Origin of the sequence: Bradyrhizobium sp. 159 (assembly GCF_023073795.1) — a bacterium.
Classification (GTDB): Bacteria; Pseudomonadota; Alphaproteobacteria; order Rhizobiales; family Xanthobacteraceae; genus Bradyrhizobium.
On sequence record NZ_JADPKE010000089.1, the window covers coordinates 121319 to 142238 of the forward strand.

Annotated in this window: 15 protein-coding genes; all 15 read right to left on the reverse strand. The window is 65.8% G+C overall.

What is annotated here, in order from left to right; translation table 11 throughout:
- Positions 1-42: 42 nt before the first annotated feature.
- The gene (recN, locus tag IVA96_RS27160; RefSeq protein ID WP_247278475.1) at positions 43-1716 is read right to left on the reverse strand and encodes a DNA repair protein RecN; all 1674 of its coding nucleotides are present in this window, start codon (positions 1714-1716) and stop codon (positions 43-45) included.
- 13 nt (positions 1717-1729) lie between these two features.
- Positions 1730-2620: an outer membrane protein assembly factor BamD gene (locus tag IVA96_RS27165; protein ID WP_247278474.1), complete on the reverse strand. Its 891-nt coding sequence runs from the start codon at positions 2618-2620 to the stop codon at positions 1730-1732.
- A gap of 242 nt (positions 2621-2862) precedes the next feature.
- Complete coding sequence (lpxC, locus tag IVA96_RS27170; protein WP_247420297.1) at positions 2863-3825, reverse strand: UDP-3-O-acyl-N-acetylglucosamine deacetylase; 963 nt, start codon at positions 3823-3825, stop codon at positions 2863-2865.
- A gap of 364 nt (positions 3826-4189) precedes the next feature.
- The gene (ftsZ, locus tag IVA96_RS27175; RefSeq protein ID WP_247278472.1) at positions 4190-5986 is read right to left on the reverse strand and encodes a cell division protein FtsZ; all 1797 of its coding nucleotides are present in this window, start codon (positions 5984-5986) and stop codon (positions 4190-4192) included.
- 90 nt (positions 5987-6076) lie between these two features.
- Positions 6077-7399: a cell division protein FtsA gene (gene ftsA / locus IVA96_RS27180; RefSeq protein WP_247420300.1), complete on the reverse strand. Its 1323-nt coding sequence runs from the start codon at positions 7397-7399 to the stop codon at positions 6077-6079.
- Positions 7396-8424, reverse strand: coding sequence for a cell division protein FtsQ/DivIB (locus IVA96_RS27185; RefSeq protein ID WP_247420303.1), 1029 nt, complete (start codon positions 8422-8424; stop codon positions 7396-7398). Before IVA96_RS27185 ends, ftsA begins: the two co-directional genes overlap by 4 nt.
- A gap of 345 nt (positions 8425-8769) precedes the next feature.
- Complete coding sequence (locus IVA96_RS27190; RefSeq protein ID WP_247420305.1) at positions 8770-9756, reverse strand: D-alanine--D-alanine ligase; 987 nt, start codon at positions 9754-9756, stop codon at positions 8770-8772.
- A gap of 105 nt (positions 9757-9861) precedes the next feature.
- A complete protein-coding gene (murB, locus tag IVA96_RS27195; protein ID WP_247420306.1) occupies positions 9862-10782 on the reverse strand; it encodes a UDP-N-acetylmuramate dehydrogenase in 921 nt (306 codons plus the stop codon).
- 4 nt (positions 10783-10786) lie between these two features.
- Positions 10787-12190 carry a UDP-N-acetylmuramate--L-alanine ligase gene (murC, locus tag IVA96_RS27200; RefSeq protein ID WP_247420309.1) on the reverse strand — a complete coding sequence of 468 codons (1404 nt, stop codon included), beginning with the start codon at positions 12188-12190 and terminating at the stop codon, positions 10787-10789.
- Positions 12191-12313: 123 nt separating this feature from the next.
- The gene (gene murG, locus IVA96_RS27205; protein WP_247278466.1) at positions 12314-13414 is read right to left on the reverse strand and encodes an undecaprenyldiphospho-muramoylpentapeptide beta-N-acetylglucosaminyltransferase; all 1101 of its coding nucleotides are present in this window, start codon (positions 13412-13414) and stop codon (positions 12314-12316) included.
- 164 nt (positions 13415-13578) lie between these two features.
- Positions 13579-14730, reverse strand: coding sequence for a putative lipid II flippase FtsW (gene ftsW, locus IVA96_RS27210; RefSeq protein WP_247420312.1), 1152 nt, complete (start codon positions 14728-14730; stop codon positions 13579-13581).
- 616 nt (positions 14731-15346) lie between these two features.
- Positions 15347-16747 (reverse strand): UDP-N-acetylmuramoyl-L-alanine--D-glutamate ligase, encoded by a 1401-nt coding sequence (gene murD, locus IVA96_RS27215; protein WP_247420316.1) that lies wholly within the window; start codon positions 16745-16747, stop codon positions 15347-15349.
- 7 nt (positions 16748-16754) lie between these two features.
- The gene (gene mraY / locus IVA96_RS27220; protein ID WP_247278463.1) at positions 16755-17858 is read right to left on the reverse strand and encodes a phospho-N-acetylmuramoyl-pentapeptide-transferase; all 1104 of its coding nucleotides are present in this window, start codon (positions 17856-17858) and stop codon (positions 16755-16757) included.
- Between the two features lie 170 nt (positions 17859-18028).
- Positions 18029-19408: a UDP-N-acetylmuramoyl-tripeptide--D-alanyl-D-alanine ligase gene (gene murF, locus IVA96_RS27225; RefSeq protein ID WP_247420321.1), complete on the reverse strand. Its 1380-nt coding sequence runs from the start codon at positions 19406-19408 to the stop codon at positions 18029-18031.
- Entirely contained in the window at positions 19405-20862 is a 1458-nt protein-coding gene (locus IVA96_RS27230; protein ID WP_247420324.1) for a UDP-N-acetylmuramoyl-L-alanyl-D-glutamate--2,6-diaminopimelate ligase, read from the reverse strand. Before IVA96_RS27230 ends, murF begins: the two co-directional genes overlap by 4 nt.
- Positions 20863-20920: the final 58 nt, after the last annotated feature.

Genomic DNA, 20920 nt, shown 5'->3' on the forward strand with positions numbered 1-20920 from the left:
TTCCGGGTTCGGCTCTTCGAGCCGCCCCGGAATGACGGATAACTAAGCCGTCGCCGCCTTGAGCAGCCGTTCCGCGGCCGCCCTGGCTTCGGCCGTGATTTCCGCACCCGCCAGCATCCGCGCGATCTCCTCGCGGCGGTGATCGGCGGCCAGTGCGTTGACGCGGGTGGCGACGCGCTTGCCCTTGTCAAGGGCGTCCTTGGATATCAAGAGGTGCTGGTCGGCGCGGGCGGCGACCTGTGGGGCGTGGGTCACGGCCATCACCTGGACCTTGCCGGCAAGCCGCGCCAGACGGCCGCCGATGGCGTCGGCGACCGCCCCGCCAACGCCGGTGTCGATTTCGTCGAACACCAGGGTCGGCGCCGAGCCGCGATCTGACAGCACGACCTTAAGCGCCAGCAGGAAGCGCGAGAGTTCGCCGCCGGAGGCGACCTTCATCAGCGGACCCGGCTTGGTACCCGGATTGGTCTGCACCCAGAACTCGACGCGGTCGAAACCCTGCGGTCCCGGCGCGGCCTCGTCGGTCTCGACCTGAGTCATGAATTTTGCGCGTTCGAGCCTGAGCGGCGCGAGCTCGGCATTGACCGCCTTGTTGAGCTTCTCCGCCGATTTCTGCCGCGCCAGCGACAATTTCTTGGCGGCGGCCGCATAGCGCGCATCCGCCTCGATCGCGGCCTGCTCCAGCTTCTTCAGCTGCGAGGCACCGGCATCGATCAGCGCGACGTCGGCGGCATATTTGGCGGCAAGCGCGGCGAGCCCGTCGACCGGCGTCGAATATTTGCGTGACGCCGCACGCAAAGCGAAGAGCCGCTCCTCGATGCGCTCGAGCTCGGCGGGATCGAAATCGGTTGCCGCCAAGGCCGCCTGAAGGTGCTGGTCGGCTTCCTCCAGCGCGTTGATCGCGGCGTCGATCGCTTTCACCGCGGGCTCGACCAGCGCCGGCGAGTTGACGCCGCGGCGCTCCAGCCGTCGCACCGCGGCGGACAGCGCCGCGACCGGCGAATGATTGCCGCCAACCGCCTCCTGCGCCTCGCGCAAATCGGAGGCAATCTTCTCGCCCTGCATCATGGTGGTGCGGCGCGAAGCCAGCGATGTCTCTTCGCCGTCCTTGGGCGCGAGCTGCTTCAGCTCGTCGGAGGCATGGCGCAGATAATCTGCCTCGCGGGCGGCGCGCTCCATGCCGGCGCGGTGCTCCTCAAGCCCGGTGTTGGCGGTGCGGCGCGCGTCCCATAGCATCTCGACCGCGGCGACGTCCTTTTCGAGGCCGGCGAAAGCGTCGAGCAGGCGACGATGGGTGGCGGCATCGACCAGCGCACGCTCATCGTGCTGGCCGTGGATCTCGACCAGGGCGGCGCCCACCGCCTTCAGTGTCTGCACGCTGATCGACTGGTCGTTGATGAAGGCACGGGTGCGGCCATCGGCGAGCTGCACGCGGCGGAGAATCATCTCACCGGTATCGTCCAAGCCGTTCTCGGCCAGGATCTTCGTCGCGGGGTGATTTTTGGGGACATCGAACACGGCGGTGACCTGCCCCTGCTCCGCACCGTGGCGCACGAGGCCGGCGTCGCCGCGGCCGCCGAGCGCCAGCGCAAAGGCATCGAGCAGGATGGATTTGCCCGCACCGGTCTCGCCGGTCAAAACCGCAAGGCCGGTGGCGAATTCGATATCGAGCCGTTCGATCAGGACGATGTCACGGATCGACAGACGCGCCAGCATGGAACCAAATTTCCTAGCCGAGACCCATCTTCTTGAAGGTCCGGCTGATCCAAGACCCCTGATTCTCGCTCGGTTCGAGACCGCCGGATTTTACAAGATTATAGGCGTCCTTGTACCAGCGGCTATCAGGAAAATTGTGCCCGAGCACGGCCGCCGCGGTCTGCGCCTCGCCGACGATGCCGATCGCCATATAGGCCTCGGTGAGCCGGAACAACGCCTCCTCGACGTGGCGGGTGGTCTGGTACTGCGTGACGACGGTCTTGTAGCGGTTGATCGCAGCCGTGTAGTCGCGCTTCTGCGCGTAATAGCGGCCGACATTCATTTCCTTGCCGGCGAGCTGGTCGCGCGCGCCCTCGATCTTGGCCTTGGCCGAGGTGGCGTATTCCGAGTTCGGATATTTGCGCACTACCTCTTCCAGCGCGGCAATGGCCTTCTCGGTGCGGGCTTGGTCGCGGCTGATGTCCGGGATCTGGTCGTAATGCGAGGCGGCGATCAGGTATTGTGCATAGGCCGCGTCCGGGCTGCCGGGATGCAGCGTGACATAGCGGGTGGCGGCGCCGATGCAGCCGTCATAGTCGCCGCCCTGGTAGGACGCGTAGGCCGACATCAGCAGCGATTTGCGGGCCCATTCGGAATAAGGATGCTGGCGGTCGACCTCTTCGAACTTCTTGGTCGCCGCCTTCATGTCCTTCTTCTCGTTCATGAGGTACAGGCCCTCATTGTAGATCTTGTCGGCGGGCTCCTCGACGAAGGTGTCGTCCTTGGCGGTGAACTTGTCCCAGAGTGCGCCGGTGCCGCAGCCGGCCAGCGGCAGCGCGAGCAGGATGAAGGTGACGGCGTGAAGCAGGCCGCGGGCTCGAGACGAGACCGGGAGATATCCGCGCGTCATACGCTGTGCCGACATGAGTTTTGCCTTGACGCCCTGTGATGCGGTGCCCGCCAGCCCATGACCCCCGTCATGGGCGCGAAATGTGACCGTGGTGCCTGCCATACGACCACGCCGATCTATCCGAAAAACGATCGTTACCAACCGGATAGGCAGGCATTTCGCCCGGATTAAGGCGAACGTGCCGCAATGCTAGTCGATCATGGTTACCAGGAATTTCCCGGGGTCGGTCGCAAGCCGCGGCTGCGACAACAGGTCTGTCAGGACACGTCCGGCCCGTAGGCCGCGGCGATCCGGCCGCCGACGATACCGCGACCAACTTCGCCCTGCGGACGCGTGGTGCGGCGGGCCGTTTCGCCTTCGACCACCCGCCAGGCGGTACGGTCGGCCAGCAGCGCGGTCAGGACGGCATGGTTGAGCTTGTGGCCGCCACGCACCGAGCGGTAGGCGCCAAGCAGCGGCAGCCCGGCCAGCGCGAGGTCGCCGATCACATCCAGCACCTTGTGGCGGGCACATTCGTCGGCATAGCGCAGGCCCTCGGTATTGAGCAGCCGCTCGTCGTCGAACACGACGGTATTGTCGAAGGAGGCGCCGAGGGCATAACCCGCGCTCCAGAGCCGCGCGACATCGCCCATCAGCCCGAAAGTCCGGGCCCGGCCGACTTCGCGGCGGAAACGTTCGGGGCTGAGGTCGAAGGCGTAGCTCTGCTGGCCGATGACGGGGTTGGTGAAGTCGATCTCGACCTCGGTGCGGAACCCATTGGCGTAGGGCCTGATCTCGCCGAAGGAGTCGCCGATCTTCACCGAGATCGGCTTCAAAACCTGAATGAAGCGGCGCTGGGCCGATTGGGTGACGATGCTGGCCTGGTCGATCGCGGCAATGAAGGCGGCGGCACTGCCGTCCATGATCGGCACTTCGGGCCCGTCGATCTCGATCGTGGCATTGTCGACACCCATCCCGCGCAGTGCAGCAAGCACATGCTCGGCGGTGGAGACCAGCGGGCCGTCCCGATCGCCGAGGACGGTGGCGAAGTCGGTCGCGATCACCTGCTCGGCGGTCGCTTGAACTTCGCGGTCACTTCCCTCAAGCCCGGTGCGGACAAAAACAAAGCCCGCGTCGACAGGCGCAGGCCCAAGCGTGAGAGTGACGGGAAGACCGGAATGAACGCCCACGCCTGCCACCGAGGCTTGCGCACGAAGCGTTGTTTGCCGGCTAAATTTCATCAGGAACCCGCCCCACTACGACCACCGCGACTTATACGAGACCCGCCCGGCCGGCCAGTGCCGACGTCCCGCGAATCCGTATCCCCAAGTCACGGGCAAACCATAGTCACTGCCCCAAACAGCGCCAACTCACGCTTTTTTACCGATTGTTACCCCAAACCCGCCGTATTCGCGCCAAGGCTTAACCAAATTGCACTGAGGTCTGGGGGCCGTCATAGGCAGTTTCACTGAACCATCAACTGCGGAATTAATGATTTAAAATCAGCTACTTAGTCGCGCAATCCGGGCATGGACGGGACAAAAGAAAAGGTCCCGGCAAACGGGTTGCCGGGACCTTTTTTCGTCTGGCTCGGTGTAACAATCCTCAGGTCGCCTGCCGCCGCAGGAAGGCCGGGATATCAAGATGGTCGTCTCCCTGTGGCGCCGGCGCAACAGGCGCGGGACGACCGTGCATGTCCAAGCCCTGCGGCGCCGGACGGCGGGCATACTCCGATACCGGCTCGCTCGTCGCGATCTGCTGCGCGACGGTCTTCTGCGGTCGGCGCTCGGGCAGCGGTGGCATCGCGGGACCAGCGGTGCGGGCGGCGATCGGCGCTTCGCTCTCCTCGTCGCGACGGCCGAGGCCGACATTGGCGAGACGCTGGAGCAGCGACAGACGGCTCTTCTGGGGGGTCTCTTCCTCGACCTCGCCGCGGGCCTGGCGAATCTCGGCTTGGGCCGGCATCGGCAGTTCCTCAAGGCGCGGCATCCGCGGCGCGCGAACCGGCGGGCGCTCGGCCTGTGGCGGGATGAAGTTTTCGGGCGTCATCGGCTCCTGCATCGCGATCGGGGCCTGCTCCGGCTCCGGGAACAGGGTCGGCTTCTGCGCGATCGGGCGCACGGTGACATCGCCGTAGGTCTGCACCGGCGCGGGCGCCTGCGGGACGTCCGCGACGGCGGCGGCGATGGCGGCGAGCGCAGCGCGCTCGACGTTCTGACGGGGCGCGGCACCGGCCGGAGCCGGCGCGGCCGCCGGGGCCTGCGCGTCGAGCTTCTGGGCGCGTTCGGCAAGACGCTGATTGTCGGCACGGAGCCGCGCGGTCAAATCGGCAAGACGGCTCTCGGCAGCGACGGCCGGAGCAGCGGCGGCCTGCTGTGCCTGCGGAGCCGGGTTCGCGACAGGAGCGGAGGTCGCCTGGCTGTTGCGGGCGATCGCGGCCTGCTCGATGCCGGTGGCAACGACCGAGACGCGGATCAGACCATCGAGCGCTTCGTCGAAGGTCGCGCCGACGATGATGTTGGCGTCCTGGTCGACCTCCTCGCGGATGCGGGTCGCGGCCTCGTCGACCTCGAACAGAGTGAGGTCCTTGCCGCCGGTGATGGAGATGAGGAGGCCCTTGGCGCCCTTCATCGAGCTATCGTCGATCAGCGGATTGGCGATGGCAGCTTCTGCGGCGGTCAGCGCGCGCTTGTCGCCCGACGCCTCGCCGGTGCCCATCATCGCCTTGCCCATCTCGCGCATGACGGCGCGGACGTCGGCGAAATCGAGATTGATCAGGCCTTCCTTGACCATCAGGTCGGTGATGCAGGCAACGCCGGAATAGAGCACCTGATCGGCCATCGCGAAGGCGTCGGCGAAGGTGGTCTTCTCGTTGGCGACCCGGAACAGGTTCTGGTTCGGGATGATCAGGAGCGTGTCCACGACCTTGTGCAGCTCGTTAATGCCCGCCTCGGCGGTGCGCATGCGGCGGCCGCCCTCGAAGTGGAACGGCTTGGTCACGACGCCGACGGTGAGAATGCCCATGTCGCGCGCGGTCTTGGCGATCACGGGTGCAGCGCCGGTGCCGGTGCCGCCGCCCATGCCGGCAGTGACGAACACCATGTTGGCGCCCGAGAGATGGTCGCGCAGTTCGTCGATCACCTCTTCCGCCGCCGCGGCGCCGACGTTCGGCTGCGAGCCGGCGCCGAGGCCTTGGGTGACCGCCGTGCCCATCTGCACGATGCGCTGCGCTTTCGACATCGTCAGCGCCTGCGCGTCGGTGTTGGCGACCACGAAGTCGACGCCCTGGAGGCCCGCCGTGATCATGTTATTGACGGCATTGCCGCCGGCGCCGCCGACGCCGAACACGGTGATCCGGGGCTTCAGTTCGTGAATATCAGGAACATTGATGCTGATGGTCATGGTTGCTGCCTCTCGATCACGCGCGCGTGGGTTCGCCCCGGCCGGCGGCCGCGGGAGTTGGTGAAAATCGACAATTGCGGAAAGCAGTCATCAGAAGCCCTCGCGTAGCCATCGTCCGACCTTTCCGAAGTATCCGCCGGTCCCTGTCTTGACCTGCTGCCGCGTATGCCGCGGTTCGACATGTTCGAGGTGAACATATTGCGGGTAGACGAGAAGTCCGGCCGGCACCGCGAACGCGGCGTTCTTCGCCTCGTTGGGCAGCCGACCGAAGCCGAGCGGACGTCCGACCCGCACGGGCCGGCCGAGAATTTGGGTGCCGAGCTCGACGAGGCCGGTCAGCTGCGAGGCGCCGCCCGAGAGCACGACGCGGCCGTTGGGCTCTGAGGCGAAAGGCGAATCCTTCAGCTTGTCCCGAACCATTTCGAAGACTTCCTCGGCACGGTGCTTGACGATGTTGGCGATCGTGGCGCGGGAGACGATCTGCGGCAGATCCTGCTCGTCACCGGCTGTCGGCACAGACATCAGCTCACGCGAGTCCGATCCGCCGGTGATAACGGTCCCGTATAACGTCTTGATTCGCTCGGCATCGGCAATGGTCGCGGAGAGTCCGCGCGCAAGATCCATCGTGATGTGTTGCCCGCCGACCGCAAAACCGGCCGCATGCACGAAACGGCCGCCGGAATAGACGGCGATCGTGGTGGTGCCGGCGCCCATCTCGACCACGGCAGCGCCGAGATCGGCCTCGTCATCGGTCAGCACCGACAGGCCGGCGACATAGGGGCTTGCCGCCATGGCTTCGACATTGATGTGGCAGCGCTCCACTGCCAGCATCAGGTTCCGCGCCACGGTGGCGTCGCAGGTGACGACATTCATGTCGACGCCGAACTGGTGCGCGACCATGCCTCGGGGATCGCGGATGCCCTTGACGCCGTCGAGGGTGTAGCCGACCGGGAGCGCGTGCAGCACGGTGCGGCCTTCGCCGGTGGCATGGCGCATGCCGGTCGACGTGACGCGACTGACATCGGCCGGGGTCACGGCGCCGCCTCGGATGTCGGCGGCAGCCTCGACCAGCTGGCCGGAGAGCCGGCCGCCGGAGACCGACAGCAGCACGGACTCGACCCGCACCTTGGCCATCGTCTCCGCGAGCCCGACGGCCTGTCGCACCGCCTGCTCGCATTCGGTCAGGTCGATCACCGCGCCGGCCTTCATGCCGCGCGACTGGATCTGGCTGTAGCCGATCAATTCCACGGCATGAGTGCGGCCGCGCAACGCCTCGCTCGGCAGCGACGGCTTCAGCCGCGCGATCATGCAGGCGATCTTGCTGGTGCCGATATCGAGGCAGGCGACGATGCCGCCGCGTTTGTGCGGCATCGGGCGTGTCTTCGGCGTCTGGGTGCGATCGAGACCGGTCATGCGGAATCCCCGGCCTTCTTTTTCTTCTTGTCCTTGAACTGCTCCTCGCGCGCCTTGGCGGCGTCGTCGGACAGCTGCACCACCAGACGATCAGGCAGGCGCATGTCGACAGCGACGATGTCACGGGAGAACAGCCTGTCCTCCTTGTCGAGCTTGGACAGCATCGCGAGCGCGTTGCCGACGTCCTGCTCGGGCAGGCGGATGTCGAGACCGTCCTTGAGCCTCAGATTCCAGCGCCGCTCGCCGACATAGATCGCGGCTTTCGTCACCGAATTGACCTGCGGATAACGCGCCAGCAGGGCGAGGAAATCGCGAGCCTGCGCCTCGGCGCCCTTGCCGACCACGAGCGGCAGCGACAGGAAGCGGCGCGAGACATAGGGGTCGAGCACGGCGCCGTCATCGGCAATTACGGAGAGCCGGCCGGCCTCCTGCCACAGCGCGAACGGCTTACGTTCGGTGAGCTCGATCATGAGCTGGCCCGGATAGAGCTTCAGTACGGTCGCGTCCGCAATCCAGGGATTGGCCTTGAGCTTGTCGCGCAACGCCTCGGCGTCGAGGAACAGCAGCGAGGAGCGACCACTGACGCCGCCAATCGCGAGGATCTCGTCCTGGGTCAGCTGCTTGCGGCCGTTGATCACGACGGAGGTGATGCGGAAGCCGGCGGAATTGGCCAGCGCGTTGCGGGCATCGTTCACCGCGGTGATGAAATCCTGGAGATGGCCGCCCTTGACGATGCCGAAGCCGCAGCTTCCGATCAGGAGCAGCACGGTCATGCTGATCCCGACCCGGCGCGGCAGATAGCGCTCGACGAGCGCGACCACGCGCGGCGGCGGCTCGCGCTCGACGACGGCCTTCACCCTCGCCTTGGTCTTGATCTTGTCCTTGGCGGCGGCGCGCGCCTCGGCGTGCTTGTCCTGCACCCACTCGCGCAGAAGCACGACCGCTCCGATAGCGGCCGCTTTCAGGTCAGCTTGGGGCCTCAGCGATCTCAGAAGCGACCGGGTGAGGCTTCCTGCACCATCCATTGCACGAGCTCAACAGTTTGCCCGCGACATCGCGCGGATCCTGGCGAACATGACATCTCGGGCCTGCCGGACCGGGGGGCTGGTCTTCAGAAGAAAACCTCTCCCCTTCAAAGCGTTCGCTGGAGGTGACATCACCCGCAACAGCTCACGCGCCGGCAGCCAAAGCGCCATATGCGCCGCCAGCGTTAACCTTCGGACGTCCTGGTAAACAAAAGGTAAAATTCGTTAACGCGGGATGCTTTTTGCCTCGCGATGTGAGGCATTTATGCCGCAATGTCCGGCATTTTGCCGGCTTTCGGCCCCAAATCGGGTCGTTTCGGCGGTTCGGCCGTTAACCAGTCCTAATTATTTCCGGGCCCGCCGCTCGGCGAGCTCGATGAGATCGCGCAGGAAGTCGACGAACGCGATGCCCTCGGCCTTCAACGCCTTGGGGTAGAGCGAAGAGTTCGTCAGCCCGGGGAGCGTGTTGGTTTCGAGGTACACGAGCCCCTTGTCCGAGACGATGAAGTCCGAGCGGGAATAGCCATGACAGGACATCGCCCGATGCGCCAGCATCGCCTGCTCCCTCAGCGCGGCGGTGATCTCGGGTGCAAAACGGCCCGGGCAGATCTCCTGGGTCGACTTCAAAAGATATTTCGCGGCGTAGTCGAAATTGCCCTCGCCCGGAATGATCTCGATCGGCGGCAGCGCGATGATCGAGCCATCGGTGCGCTCCAGCACGCCGCAGGTCGCCTCGACGCCGGCGACGTAGGGCTCGATGACGTACTCTTCGTGCTTCGCCGCGTTGCGGACGGCGACGAGATCCTGCTTGGCGTTGACGAAGATCAGGCCGTAGCTCGATCCGTCGCGCGCCGGCTTTGCGATCAGCCGGCCGTATTCGGCGAAAGCCTCGTCGATGTTGTCGAGCGCAACGTTGGCCGGCGGTGTCACGCCGCCGAGCGCGGCAAATCGCTTGGCCGCGATCTTGTCGAAAGCGAGATGCGAGGAGGCCGAACCCGATCCGGTGAAGGCCACGCCGCGCGCCTCGCACATCAGCTGCAATTCGCCGTTCTCGGCACGCCCGCCATGCAGGCCGAGCACCAGCACCCGGCCTTCCGCCTTGGCCTGGTCGAGCGCCTGCGCCAGCGGAATGCCGCGCGTACCGGGCTTGAACTCGTCCTCGAACGGACGGGCATGTTCGAGCAACTGCTTCGACTGCACGACGTGCACCTTGTCCTCGACGTCCCACCACCACAGATCGGCCTCGGGCAGCGCCTGGTGCAGCGCCTGGGCCGAGGCGACCGAAACCAGACGTTCGCGGTTGGAGCCGCCGAAGAGGATGGTGATGCGCATGGTGTCTCGTCGCCTCTGTCTTTTTGTCATTCCGGGGCGCGCAAAGCGCGAACCCGGAATCTCGAGGTTCCAGGTTCGGCGCCGCGCACCGCCCTGGAACGACAATTATACGGAAACCCCGATCCGCTTGATTTCCCAGTGTAGCTCAATTCCGGAATTCGCCTTCACGCGCTCGCGCACGGTCTCGCCCAGAGTCTCGATATCGTGCGCGGTGGCCTCGCCGGTGTTGATCAGGAAATTGCAGTGCATCTCCGAGACCTGCGCTCCGCCGATGCGCAAGCCCCGGCAGCCGGCCGCGTCGATCAGCTTCCAGGCGGAATGGCCGGGCGGATTCTGGAAGGTCGAGCCGCCGGTCTTCTCGCGGATCGGCTGCGCGGTCTCGCGATGGCTCTGCACCTCCGCCATACGCGCGCGGATCGCATCGGTATCCCTGATCTCGCCGCCAAATCGCGCGGAGGTGAAGATGATGGACCGATCGACGCCGCTGTTGCGGTAGGCGAATTTCATCTCGGCATTGGAGAAGACATGCTTCGTGCCGTCGCGGCCGACGCCTCGCGCCTCGATCAGCACGTCCTTGGTCTCTCCGCCATTGGCTCCCGCATTCATGCGCAGCGCGCCGCCGATGGTGCCGGGAATGCCGAAATAGAATTCGAGGCCGCCGATATTGGCGGCGGCCGCAACTTCCGCCACGCGCTTGTCGAGTGCCGCCGCACCCGCGGTGACGACATCGCCGCTCGCGCTCGACTCGCCGAAGGCGCGCGGTGCAAGACGAATCACCACGCCCGCAATACCGCCATCGCGCACAATAAGGTTGGAGCCGACGCCGACGACATAGACCGGAATGTCGGTAGCGAGATGCGCAAGAAAGTAAGCGAGGTCGTCTTCATCCGCCGGCGTGAACAGCACCTGCGCGGGACCGCCGACGCGAAACCAGGTGAGTTCGGCCAGCGACTGGTTGGCGAGCAGCCGACCGCGCAGTTGCGGCATCGCGGCTTTGAGTGAGGGCGTGATGTCGGGAAATTCCACCGCCCTACCCCAGCGCCTTCAACTCATCCGGCAAGGAATATGCCCACTGTGTGATGTTGCCGGCGCCAAGGCACACGACGAGATCGCCTGATTTCGCCAATCCCTTGACGATGCCCGCGAGTTCCGACGCCGCCGGCAGCGGAATCGCCTCGCGGTGGCCGTGGGCGCGCAGGCCTTCGACGAAATGGTCGCGATCGATGCCTTCGATCGGCGCCTCGCCGGCGGCATAGACGTCGGCGACGATCACCGCATCCGCATCGTTGAAGCAGGTGCAGAATTCCTCGAACAACGATTGCAGGCGGGTGTAGCGATGCGGCTGCACCACGGCGATTACCTTGCCGGTGTAGGAATCGCGCGCCGCTTTCAGCACGGCGGCAATCTCGACCGGGTGATGGCCGTAATCGTCGATGACGGTGACGCCGTTCCACTCGCCGGTCTTGGTGAAGCGCCGCTTAACGCCGCCAAAGGCTGCGATGGCACTGCGGATCTTGTCATCGGGAACACCGAGCGTGTGCGCGACCGCAATTGCCGCCGCCGCATTCGAGGCGTTGTGCCGGCCCGGCATCGGCAGCGCGAGGTCGGCGATCTCGTGCACAGCCCCGCTCTTGCGGTCGCGGATCACGACCTTGAATTTCGAGCCGCCGCCGCCCGCCGTGAGGCCGACCAGCCGCACGTCGGCTTGCGGATTCTCGCCGTAAGTGATGATGCGACGATCCTCGATCCTGCCGACGAGGCTCTGCACCACGGGATGATCGATGCACAGCACGGCAAAGCCATAAAACGGCAGGTTCTCGACGAAATGACGGAACGCATCCTGCACGGCATCGAAGGTCTTGAAGTGATCGAGATGCTCGGGGTCGACATTGGTGACGATGGCGACATCGGTCGGCAGCTTCAGGAACGTGCCGTCGCTCTCGTCGGCTTCGACCACCATCCAGTCGCCGGCGCCAAGACGTGCGTTGGATCCGTAAGCATTGATGATGCCGCCGTTGATCACGGTCGGATCGAGCCCGCCGGCATCGAGCAGCGCTGCGACCATCGTGGTCGTCGTGGTCTTGCCGTGGGTGCCGGCAATCGCGACGCAGCTCTTCAGCCGCATTAGCTCGGCTAGCATCTCGGCGCGACGCACCACGGGAATGCGCCGCTCGCGCGCCGCCATCAGCTCCGGATTGTCGCGCTTGATCGCGGTGGAGACCACAACGACCTCGGCGCCGTCGACGTTCTCGGCCTTGTGGCCGACCGAGACTTTCGCGCCCTTCTTGCGCAGACGGTCGAGATTGTAATTGTCGGCGGCGTCGGAGCCCTGCACGGCATAGCCGAGATTGATCAGCACCTCGGCGATGCCGCTCATGCCGATCCCGCCGATCCCGACGAAGTGGATGGGTCCGATCTCGCGCGGCAGTCTCATGCTCTGTTCCCTGACCTCGCCGCCCGCGAAGGCGGCATCTGGCGAAGGTCACGGCCAAATCGGCCGCGCGCCTTTCCTACTGGATGCCCCGCTTTAGAAGGCGATGACAAGGGCTTTTTCGCGTCAGATTCCCGCGACTTTGACCACCAGATCGGCGAGCCGCTCAGCCGCATCGAGCCGGCCCGCGCTGCGGGCCGCTTCAGCCATGGCAGCAAGACGCCCCGGCTCGGCGGCGAAGGCGGAGATTTCGGCGGCAAGGCGATCCGAGCTGAACTCGGTCTGCGGGATGCGGATGGCGCCATCGACCTTCGCCAGCACGCCGGCATTGGCGAACTGGTCCTGGTCGATCGAGCCGGGGAGCGGCACCAGGATCGAGGGCCGCCCGATCGCGGCAAGCTCGGCGACTGTACCCGCGCCGGAACGCGACACCACCAGATGGTTGGAGGCGAGCCGTGCCGGCAGATCCGTGAAGAAGGGTGCGAGCTCGGCCTTGATCTTGAGCTTGTCGTAGACCGCGCGCACGCGATTCATGTCCTCCTCGCGCACCTGCTGGGTGAGGACGAGGCGGCTCCACAGCGCAGGCTCGAGCCGCTCGATCGCGCCCGGCACGATGTCGGCCATGATGCGCGCGCCCTGGCTGCCGCCGACGACGAGCAGGCGCAGCGGGCCGCTCACTTCAGGCGCGACATATTTCACCGCGGCGGCCGCGAGGATCGCGGGCCGCATCGGCGTGCCGACCGTCGTGGTCTTGCCCGATAGCGCCGGATCGCGGTCGAGCACGCCGGGCAAGGACGTCGCGATGGCGCGGACGCGGCTCGACAGAAACCGGTTGGCGCGGCCGAGCACAGCGTTGGCGTCGTGGATGATGCCGGGCACGCCGGCGAATTTCGCCGCGACCAGCGGCGGCAACGTCGGATAGCCACCAAAGCCGACGACGGCAACGGGCTTCAATCGCTTGATCAGAGTGTAGGCGGAAAGCGTGCCGGCGGCGAGCGTGAGGCCGGCATAGGCAAGCTGGAACGGATTGCGACCGCGCGCAGTCTCGCTGCTCACCACGTCGATCATGTCCTTGCTGAAGAGGCCGCTATAGCGCAGTGCGCGCTCGTCAGTGACGAGGCGGACGCGAAAGCCGCGCCGGATCAATTCGACGCCGAGCGCCTCGGCCGGGAACAGATGGCCGCCGGTGCCGCCCGCGGCGAGAAGAATCAGGGGGGACGTGTCCATAAATGCCCTTTTACAAGTCCTCCGCTGTCATTGCGAGCGCAGTCGGCCGGACTACCAGCTCCTCATCCTGAGGAACGCGGAACGCGCATCTCGAAGGATGAAGGCCCGACCGGTGGCCGCTCCCTTCGAGACGCTGCGCGAAGCGCGGCTCCTCGGGGTGAGGATCACGCGTAGCTGCGCATGGCCTCGGCGTGGCCGCTTGCCTCAACCTCGGTGCGCGGACGCAGCCGCGTCAGCGCCAGCATCATGCCGACGCCATACGCCAGCGACACGATCGAGGAGCCGCCATAGGAGATGAACGGCAGCGTCATGCCCTTGGCAGGGATGAGCTGGAGATTGACGGACATGTTGATCGCCGCCTGCACGCCGAACAGGATGGCAAGGCCAGAGGCCGCAAAGCGCGAGAACATGTCCTCATTGGCATAGGCGCGCGACAGCGTGCGGATGACGACGAAAGCGAACAGCGCCAGCATGGCCAGGCACAGAATGATGCCGAACTCTTCGGCGGCGACCGCGAACACGAAATCGGTATGGCTGTCCGGCAGGCTGCGTTTTGCTATGCCCTCGCCCGGTCCGAGCCCGAACCAGCCACCATTGTAGAAGGCTTCCATGGCAGTATCGACCTGGAAGGTGTCGCCAGAGGCCGGATTCATGAAGCGCCTGATGCGCCCCGCTACGTGGGGAACAAAGAGGTAGGCGCTGAACAGGCCGGCCGCGCCAAGGCCTGCAAGCCCGAACACCCAGACCATGCGCATGCCGGCGATGAAGAACAGCGAGCCCCACACCATCAGGATCAGCATGGTCTGGCCGAAATCCGGCTCCATCACCAGCAGCGCGACCAGCATCATGAGCAGCACCAGCGCCATCGAGGTCGCCGGCATCTCCGGCCGCCTGGTCGATTCCGCGAACAGCCAGGCGGCGATGACGACGAACGACGGCTTTGCGATCTCGGAGGCCTGGATGTTGACGCCGAGCAGCGTGATCCAGCGCCGCGAGCCCTTCACCTCCGGGCCGATAGCGAGCGTGAGCACGATCAGGATGATGCTCGCTGCGAAGATGATCAGGGCCGAGCGGCGGATCGCCCGCGGCGAGAGGAAGGAGACGCCGACCAGCACCAGGCAGGACGGCGCCAGGAACAACACATGGCGGCCGAAGAAATGGAAGGGATCAAGGCCGATGCGGGTCGCAACCGGCGGACTCGCCGCCAGCGACAGGATCACCCCGGTCAGCATCAGCGCCAGGATGGCGCCCATCAGCGGCTTGTCGACGGTCCACCACCACTCGGAAAAGGGGGTGCGTTCTTCACGGGAGAGCATGGGCGGCCGCTTTCGGACAGAGATAGTCCATTGGTCGCCGAGGTTGGTTACCGGGGGGTTAATGGAAGTGGATGAAGTTGTGAACAGTCTCGTGCCCCGGACGCAGCGCAGCGCGCCGCCTCTTCGCGGCGTGGTGCGCTGCTGAGCCGGGGCCCAGCGGCTTGTGGGTCCCGGCTCTGCGGAGCGTCACTTCGTGCCGCACCGCGTCCGGGACACGATAGCGCTACTCGTAATTGATCGTGATGTCCCCCGCGCGCTGATCGCGCTTGTAGACCTGGTTTGGACCGGGAATGAAACCGATCCTGACAGCCCGCTCATTACTCCAGGCGACGACGGGATCAAGGTGCCCGCGCACACTAAGAAACGTCGGCGTACTCTCAGGCGAGAACGTCCGACCGCGAGCCACGATGCTGGCCTGCGTGCTGTCGGGTACCGTGGCTCCGCACTCCTTCCAGACCACGACAACCAGCTTACTGCCGCTGGGGGAAGCGAACGACGCGGCACGCGCCGAATCCGCTCATGACGTTGTCAATGAGGACAGCAAAGAAGAAACCCGCGGCGACCGGGACAGCAAGAGCAGCGACGATAATTCCAGTCCAGCGTCGCCGCGACATCCTCACACCACCGGCTTCACGCCCGGCAGCGCCTGCACCAGCTCGCGGAACTTGGTGCCGCGGATCTCGAAATTGCGGTACTGGTCGAAGGAAGCGCAGGCGGGCGACAGCAGCACGACTGCGTCGGTGAGCCGTGAGGCTTCCGCATCGCGCGCGGCATGCTCGACGGCGACGTCCAGCGTCTGGCTGATCTCGTGCGCAACCTCGCGGCCCAGCGTGCCGGAGAATTCCTGCGCGGCCTCGCCGATCAGATAGGCCTTGCGGATACGCGGGAAGAAGGAGGTCAGGCTGGTGATGCCACCCGCCTTCGGCTTGCCGCCGGCGATCCAGAAGATGTCGGCGAAGGACGACAACGCGTGCGCGGTGGCGTCGGCGTTCGTTCCTTTGGAGTCGTTGACGAACAGCACGTTACCGCGGCGACCGACCTGCTCCATGCGGTGCGCAAGGCCGGGAAAGCTGCGCAGGCCGTTCTGGAGCACATCAAGATTGATGCCCATCGCGAGCGCAGCGGCCGCGGCGCAGGCCGCGTTCTGCGCATTGTGCTGGCCACGCAGCGACCCGATACCGCCGAGCGCAGCGACTTCGCTGCGGGCGCCACCCGAGGTGCGCACGATGTTCCCGTGCTCGACATGGATGCCGCTCGCCAGCGGGTTCTTGACGGAGATGCGCACTACGTTCTTGCCGGCGCGGTCGAGCCGGTCGGCGATGTCGCGGCAAAACCCATCGTCGACGCCGACGATCGCGGTGCCGCCCGCCTGCACACCGGCGACGAGACGCTCCTTCACCGCCGCGTAATGCGCAATCGTGCCGTGGCGGTCGATGTGGTCCTCGCTGACATTGAGCAGGATGCCGACGGAAGGATCGAGCGAGGGCGCGAGGTCGATCTGGTAGGAGGACATCTCGATGACGTGGACGCGGCCCATGCGCGGCGGCTGCAGCGACAGGATCGCGGTGCCGATATTGCCGCCCATCTGGGTGTCGTAGCCGGCCACTTTCGTCAGGTGCGCGATCAGCGCCGTCGTGGTCGACTTGCCATTGGTGCCGGTGATGGCGACGAACGGGGCATCCGGCGCGTGGCGGCGCCGCTCGCGGCAGAACAGCTCGATGTCGCCGATCACCTCAATGCCGGCCTCGCGCGCCTTCAAGACGCTCCAATGCGGCACCGGATGGGTCAGCGGCACGCCGGGCGCGAGCACCAATGCGGCAAAACTCGCCCACGAGATGTTGCGCAAATCCGCGGTGACGAAGCCGGCTTGCGCCGCCTTGGCGATGTTCTCGGCATTGTCGTCGGCGGCGATCACCTCGGCGCCACCGGCTTTCAACGCATGGCAGGAGGCGAGCCCCGAACCGCCGAGGCCGAACACAGCGACAGTCTTGCCGGCAAAGGACGTGACCGGAATCATCGATCAATCACCGCAGCTTCAGCGTCGACAGGCCGGCGAGCGCCAGCATCACCGAGATGATCCAGAAGCGGATCACGATCTGCGGCTCGGTCCAGCCGAGCTGCTCGAAATGGTGATGGATCGGCGCCATCCTGAAGATGCGTTTTCCCGTGAGCTTGAACGACACCACCTGCACGATGACGGAGACCGCCTCCAGCACGAACAGGCCACCGATCACCGCGAGCACGATCTCGTGCTTCACCGCCACCGCGATGGCGCCGAGCATGCCGCCGAGCGCGAGCGAGCCGGTGTCGCCCATGAAGATCGAGGCTGGCGGTGCGTTGAACCAGAGGAAGCCGAGACCGGCGCCCAGCAATGCGCCGCAGAGCACCGCGAGCTCGCCGGTACCGGCGACGTATTTGATCTGAAGATAATCGGCGAACACGGCGTTGCCGGCGAGATAGGCGATCATCGCAAAGCTCGCGGTCGCGATCATCACCGGCACGATGGCAAGCCCGTCGAGGCCGTCGGTGAGGTTCACGGCGTTGCCGGCACCGACAATGACGAAGGCGCCGAACACGACGAAGAACCAGCCGAAATGCAGCACGGTGTCTTTCAGGAACGGAATCGTCAGCGCGGTCGACGCCGGATCGCGATTCAGCCGCACCAGCGCGTAGCAGGCAACCAGCGCGATCACCGCCTCGATCAATAGGCGAAGCTTGCTGCCGAACCCGGTCGTGGTCTGCTTGGTCACCTTGAGGTAATCGTCATAGAAACCGACGAAGCCGAAACCGAGCGTCACCGCCAGCACGATCCACACATAGGGGTTGAGCGGATTGGCCCACAGCACGGTACCGACGGTCAGGCCGGACAGGATCATCAGCCCGCCCATGGTGGGCGTGCCCTTCTTGGCGAGGTGCGATTGCGGACCGTCGGTGCGGATCGGCTGGCCCTTGCCCTGACGGATGCGCAAATGATCGATGATCCAGGGACCGAACAGGAACACGAACAGCGCGCCGGTGACGATGGCGCCGCCGGTGCGGAAGGTGATATAGCGGAAGACGTTCAGGAAGGTGCGAAACGCACCGAATCCCGGAAATGTGTTGGAGAGCTCGATCAGCCAGTAAAACATTCAGACGGTCCTATGACGCCTTTGCACACGCGGCCTTGGCTTTGTTGTTGGCCTCAACGTGCTCACGCGCATTCGCTGGTTTTCATCATCGGATCGGTCGCGACCTCAGGGAAAACGGACGGTTTTGCGCCGCAAAGGGCGGGATTCGGGAGCAGCGCCTTCCAAGCAGTTTACGCCTTTGCCTGCAAGGCGGCCACCAGGCCCGGCACAAACTTGTTGACCCAGAACATCTTCTTGCTGCCCTTGACAACCACGACGTCGCCTGCCTTCAGCAGGCTCGCAACCTCGTCCGGCTTCAGCGTGGCGGGATCGTCGTGCCAGCCGAGGCCCTTGCCTGATGGCAGCACGTCGAAGAGGTGGCGCATCAAGGGGCCGACACAATAGACGCCATCGATACCTTCGAGATGCTTGGCAAGGCCGGTGTGGTAGGTTGGCGCGTCAGCGCCCAGCTCCAGCATGTCGCCGAGCACCGCAATGCGACGGCCGCCGGTCACGTTGCGCGCCTGCAAGCTTTGCAGCGCAGCTGCGATGCTGGCCGGATTGCCGTTGAAACTGTCGTCGATCACGGTGATACCGCCGACCGCCTGCTCGACGCCGCGGCCGGTCATGATGCCGACCCGATCGAGCTTGATCGCGAGCGTCGCCGCATCGAGGTTCGCTGCGCGGATCGCGGCGAGCGCGGCCAACGCATTCTGCACGCGGTGCGGCGCGCCCGGCGTCAGGCTGAAGGCGATCTCCTTCTTGCCGAGCCTGGCGACGACCTGCCAGCTCTCGCCGTGCGGGGCGTGCGCGACTTCATGCACCTCGGCATGCTCACCAAAGCGCACCACCTTGCCCTTCCATTCCGGCGCCTTGATCCCGGCGGGCAACACCAGCACGCCGTCCTCTGGCAGGCCAAGTGCGATCGACACCTTCTCGCGCCTGATGGCTTCGAGCGAGCCGAGCTTTTCCAGATGCACCGGCTGGACGTTGACGACGAGCGCGACCGTCGGCCGGGTCAACTCGCTGAGCCGCGCGATCTCGCCGGGCTGGTTCATGCCCAACTCGACGACCCAGACGCTGGCATCTAGCCTCGCATTGCACAGCGTCAGCGGCACGCCCCAGAAATTGTTGAAGCTCGAGGGGCTGGCATAGGCGTTGGGGTAAGCGGCCAGAAACTCCTTGGTGCTGGTCTTGCCGGCGCTGCCGGTCAGCCCGATCACCGCACCACGAAAGCGCGTGCGTGCGGCGCGCGCGAGGCCCCAGAGGCCGTCGATCAATGTGTCCTTGACGACGATCTGGGGAATGCGGATGCCCGCGATCTCGTGCGGCACGATCATCGCGACCGCTCCGGAAGCTTCCGCCTTGTCCGCGAACTCCCAGCCGTCACGCGCGCTGGCGAAGGCGGAGACGAAGCCGCCGCTCGGTGTTCCGCTCAGCGCCACGAACAGGCTGCCCGGCTTCACCAGGCGGCTGTCCTGAGTGACGAAATCGATCGGCGTATCCGGGAACGGTCCGCCGACGCCCAGCGCACGCGCCACCTCGGCAACCGTCCATATCGGCGCGCTCATGCAACCCTCGATGCTAATGCGGCGGCGACCGCCTCGTGATCACTGAAGGGCAGCACCTCTCCACCGACGATCTGTCCGGTCTCGTGGCCCTTGCCGGCGATGAGCAGCGCGTCGCCCTCCTGCAAGTCCTCGATCGCCGCGCGGATCGCAGCAGTGCGGTCGCCGATTTCGCGGGCGCCCTTCGCGGTGGCGAGGATCGCCGCGCGGATCGCTTCCGGCTTCTCGCTGCGCGGATTGTCATCGGTGATGATGATGCCGTCGGCGTTCTCGGCCGCGACTTCGCCCATGATCGGCCGCTTGCCGGCATCGCGATCGCCACCGGCGCCGAACACGACGACCAGCTTGCGCCTGGCGTAGGGACGGAGCGCCTGCAAAGCTTTCGCCAGCGCATCGGGCTTGTGCGCATAGTCGACGAAGATCGGTGCGCCGTTGCGCTCGCCGACCCGTTCGAGACGGCCCTTGGCGCCTTCGAGATGTTCAAGGCTTGCGAACACATCCGCCGCATCGCTGTCCGTGCCGATGGCAAGGCCGGCCGACACCAGCGCGTTCTCGATCTGGAACTCGCCGACCAGCGGGAGACGGACCACGTAACGCTTGCCGCGATGCTCGATCGCGAGCACTTGCGAAAAGCCCTCGACCTCGGCATCGGCGAGACGAATGCCCTCGCTTGCCCCGTCCCCGTTGCGGCCGACCGCCATCACGCGCAGGCCGCGCGCCTTCGCTGCGTCGAGGACGTCGGCCGAGCAATCATGATCGGCCGAGATCACAGCCGCGCCGTCAGGGGCGACCAGCTCGCGGAACAGCCTGAGCTTGGCCGCAAGGTAATGCGCGACGGTCGGATGGTAATCCATGTGGTCGCGCGAGAGATTGGTGAAGCCGGCGGCCGAGACACGCACGCCGTCGAGGCGGTACTGGTCGAGCCCGTGCGAGGACGCCTCGAAGGCGAGATGCGTGACGCCGTCGCGCGCGATATCGTCGATCTGCCGGTGCAGCGCGATCGGATCCGGCGTCGTCAGCGAGCCGTAGACGGTGTGCTTGGGCGAGACGAGACCGATGGTGCCGATGCTGGCGGAGGCATGCCCCAGCCGCTCCCAGATCTGGCGCGTGAACGCCGCAACCGAGGTCTTGCCGCTGGTACCGGTGACCGCGGCAATCGTCGAAGGCTGCGCAGGGAAGAATTTTGCCGCCGCCAGCGCCAGCGCACGACGGGGGTTGGCGACCGTCACGAACGGCACCTTGCGGCCATCAGGCGCATGATCGCCGACGACGGCCGCCGCGCCGGCCGCGACCGCAGCATCGACGAAGCGCGCACCGTCCGTCTTGCTGCCCGCAAGGGCGAAGAAGAGATCGCCCGGCCTGACCTGCCGGCTGTCGAGGGCAAGGCCGGTCACGTCGAGCGCCGCGGCAGCGGGCTCGATTACGACATCATTGCCTAGCAGTTCGCGCAGCTTCATGGTCTTCCAGTCGACACGCCGTGCCGGAAAGCCGAATCTTCGGAAAAGCCCGACTCAG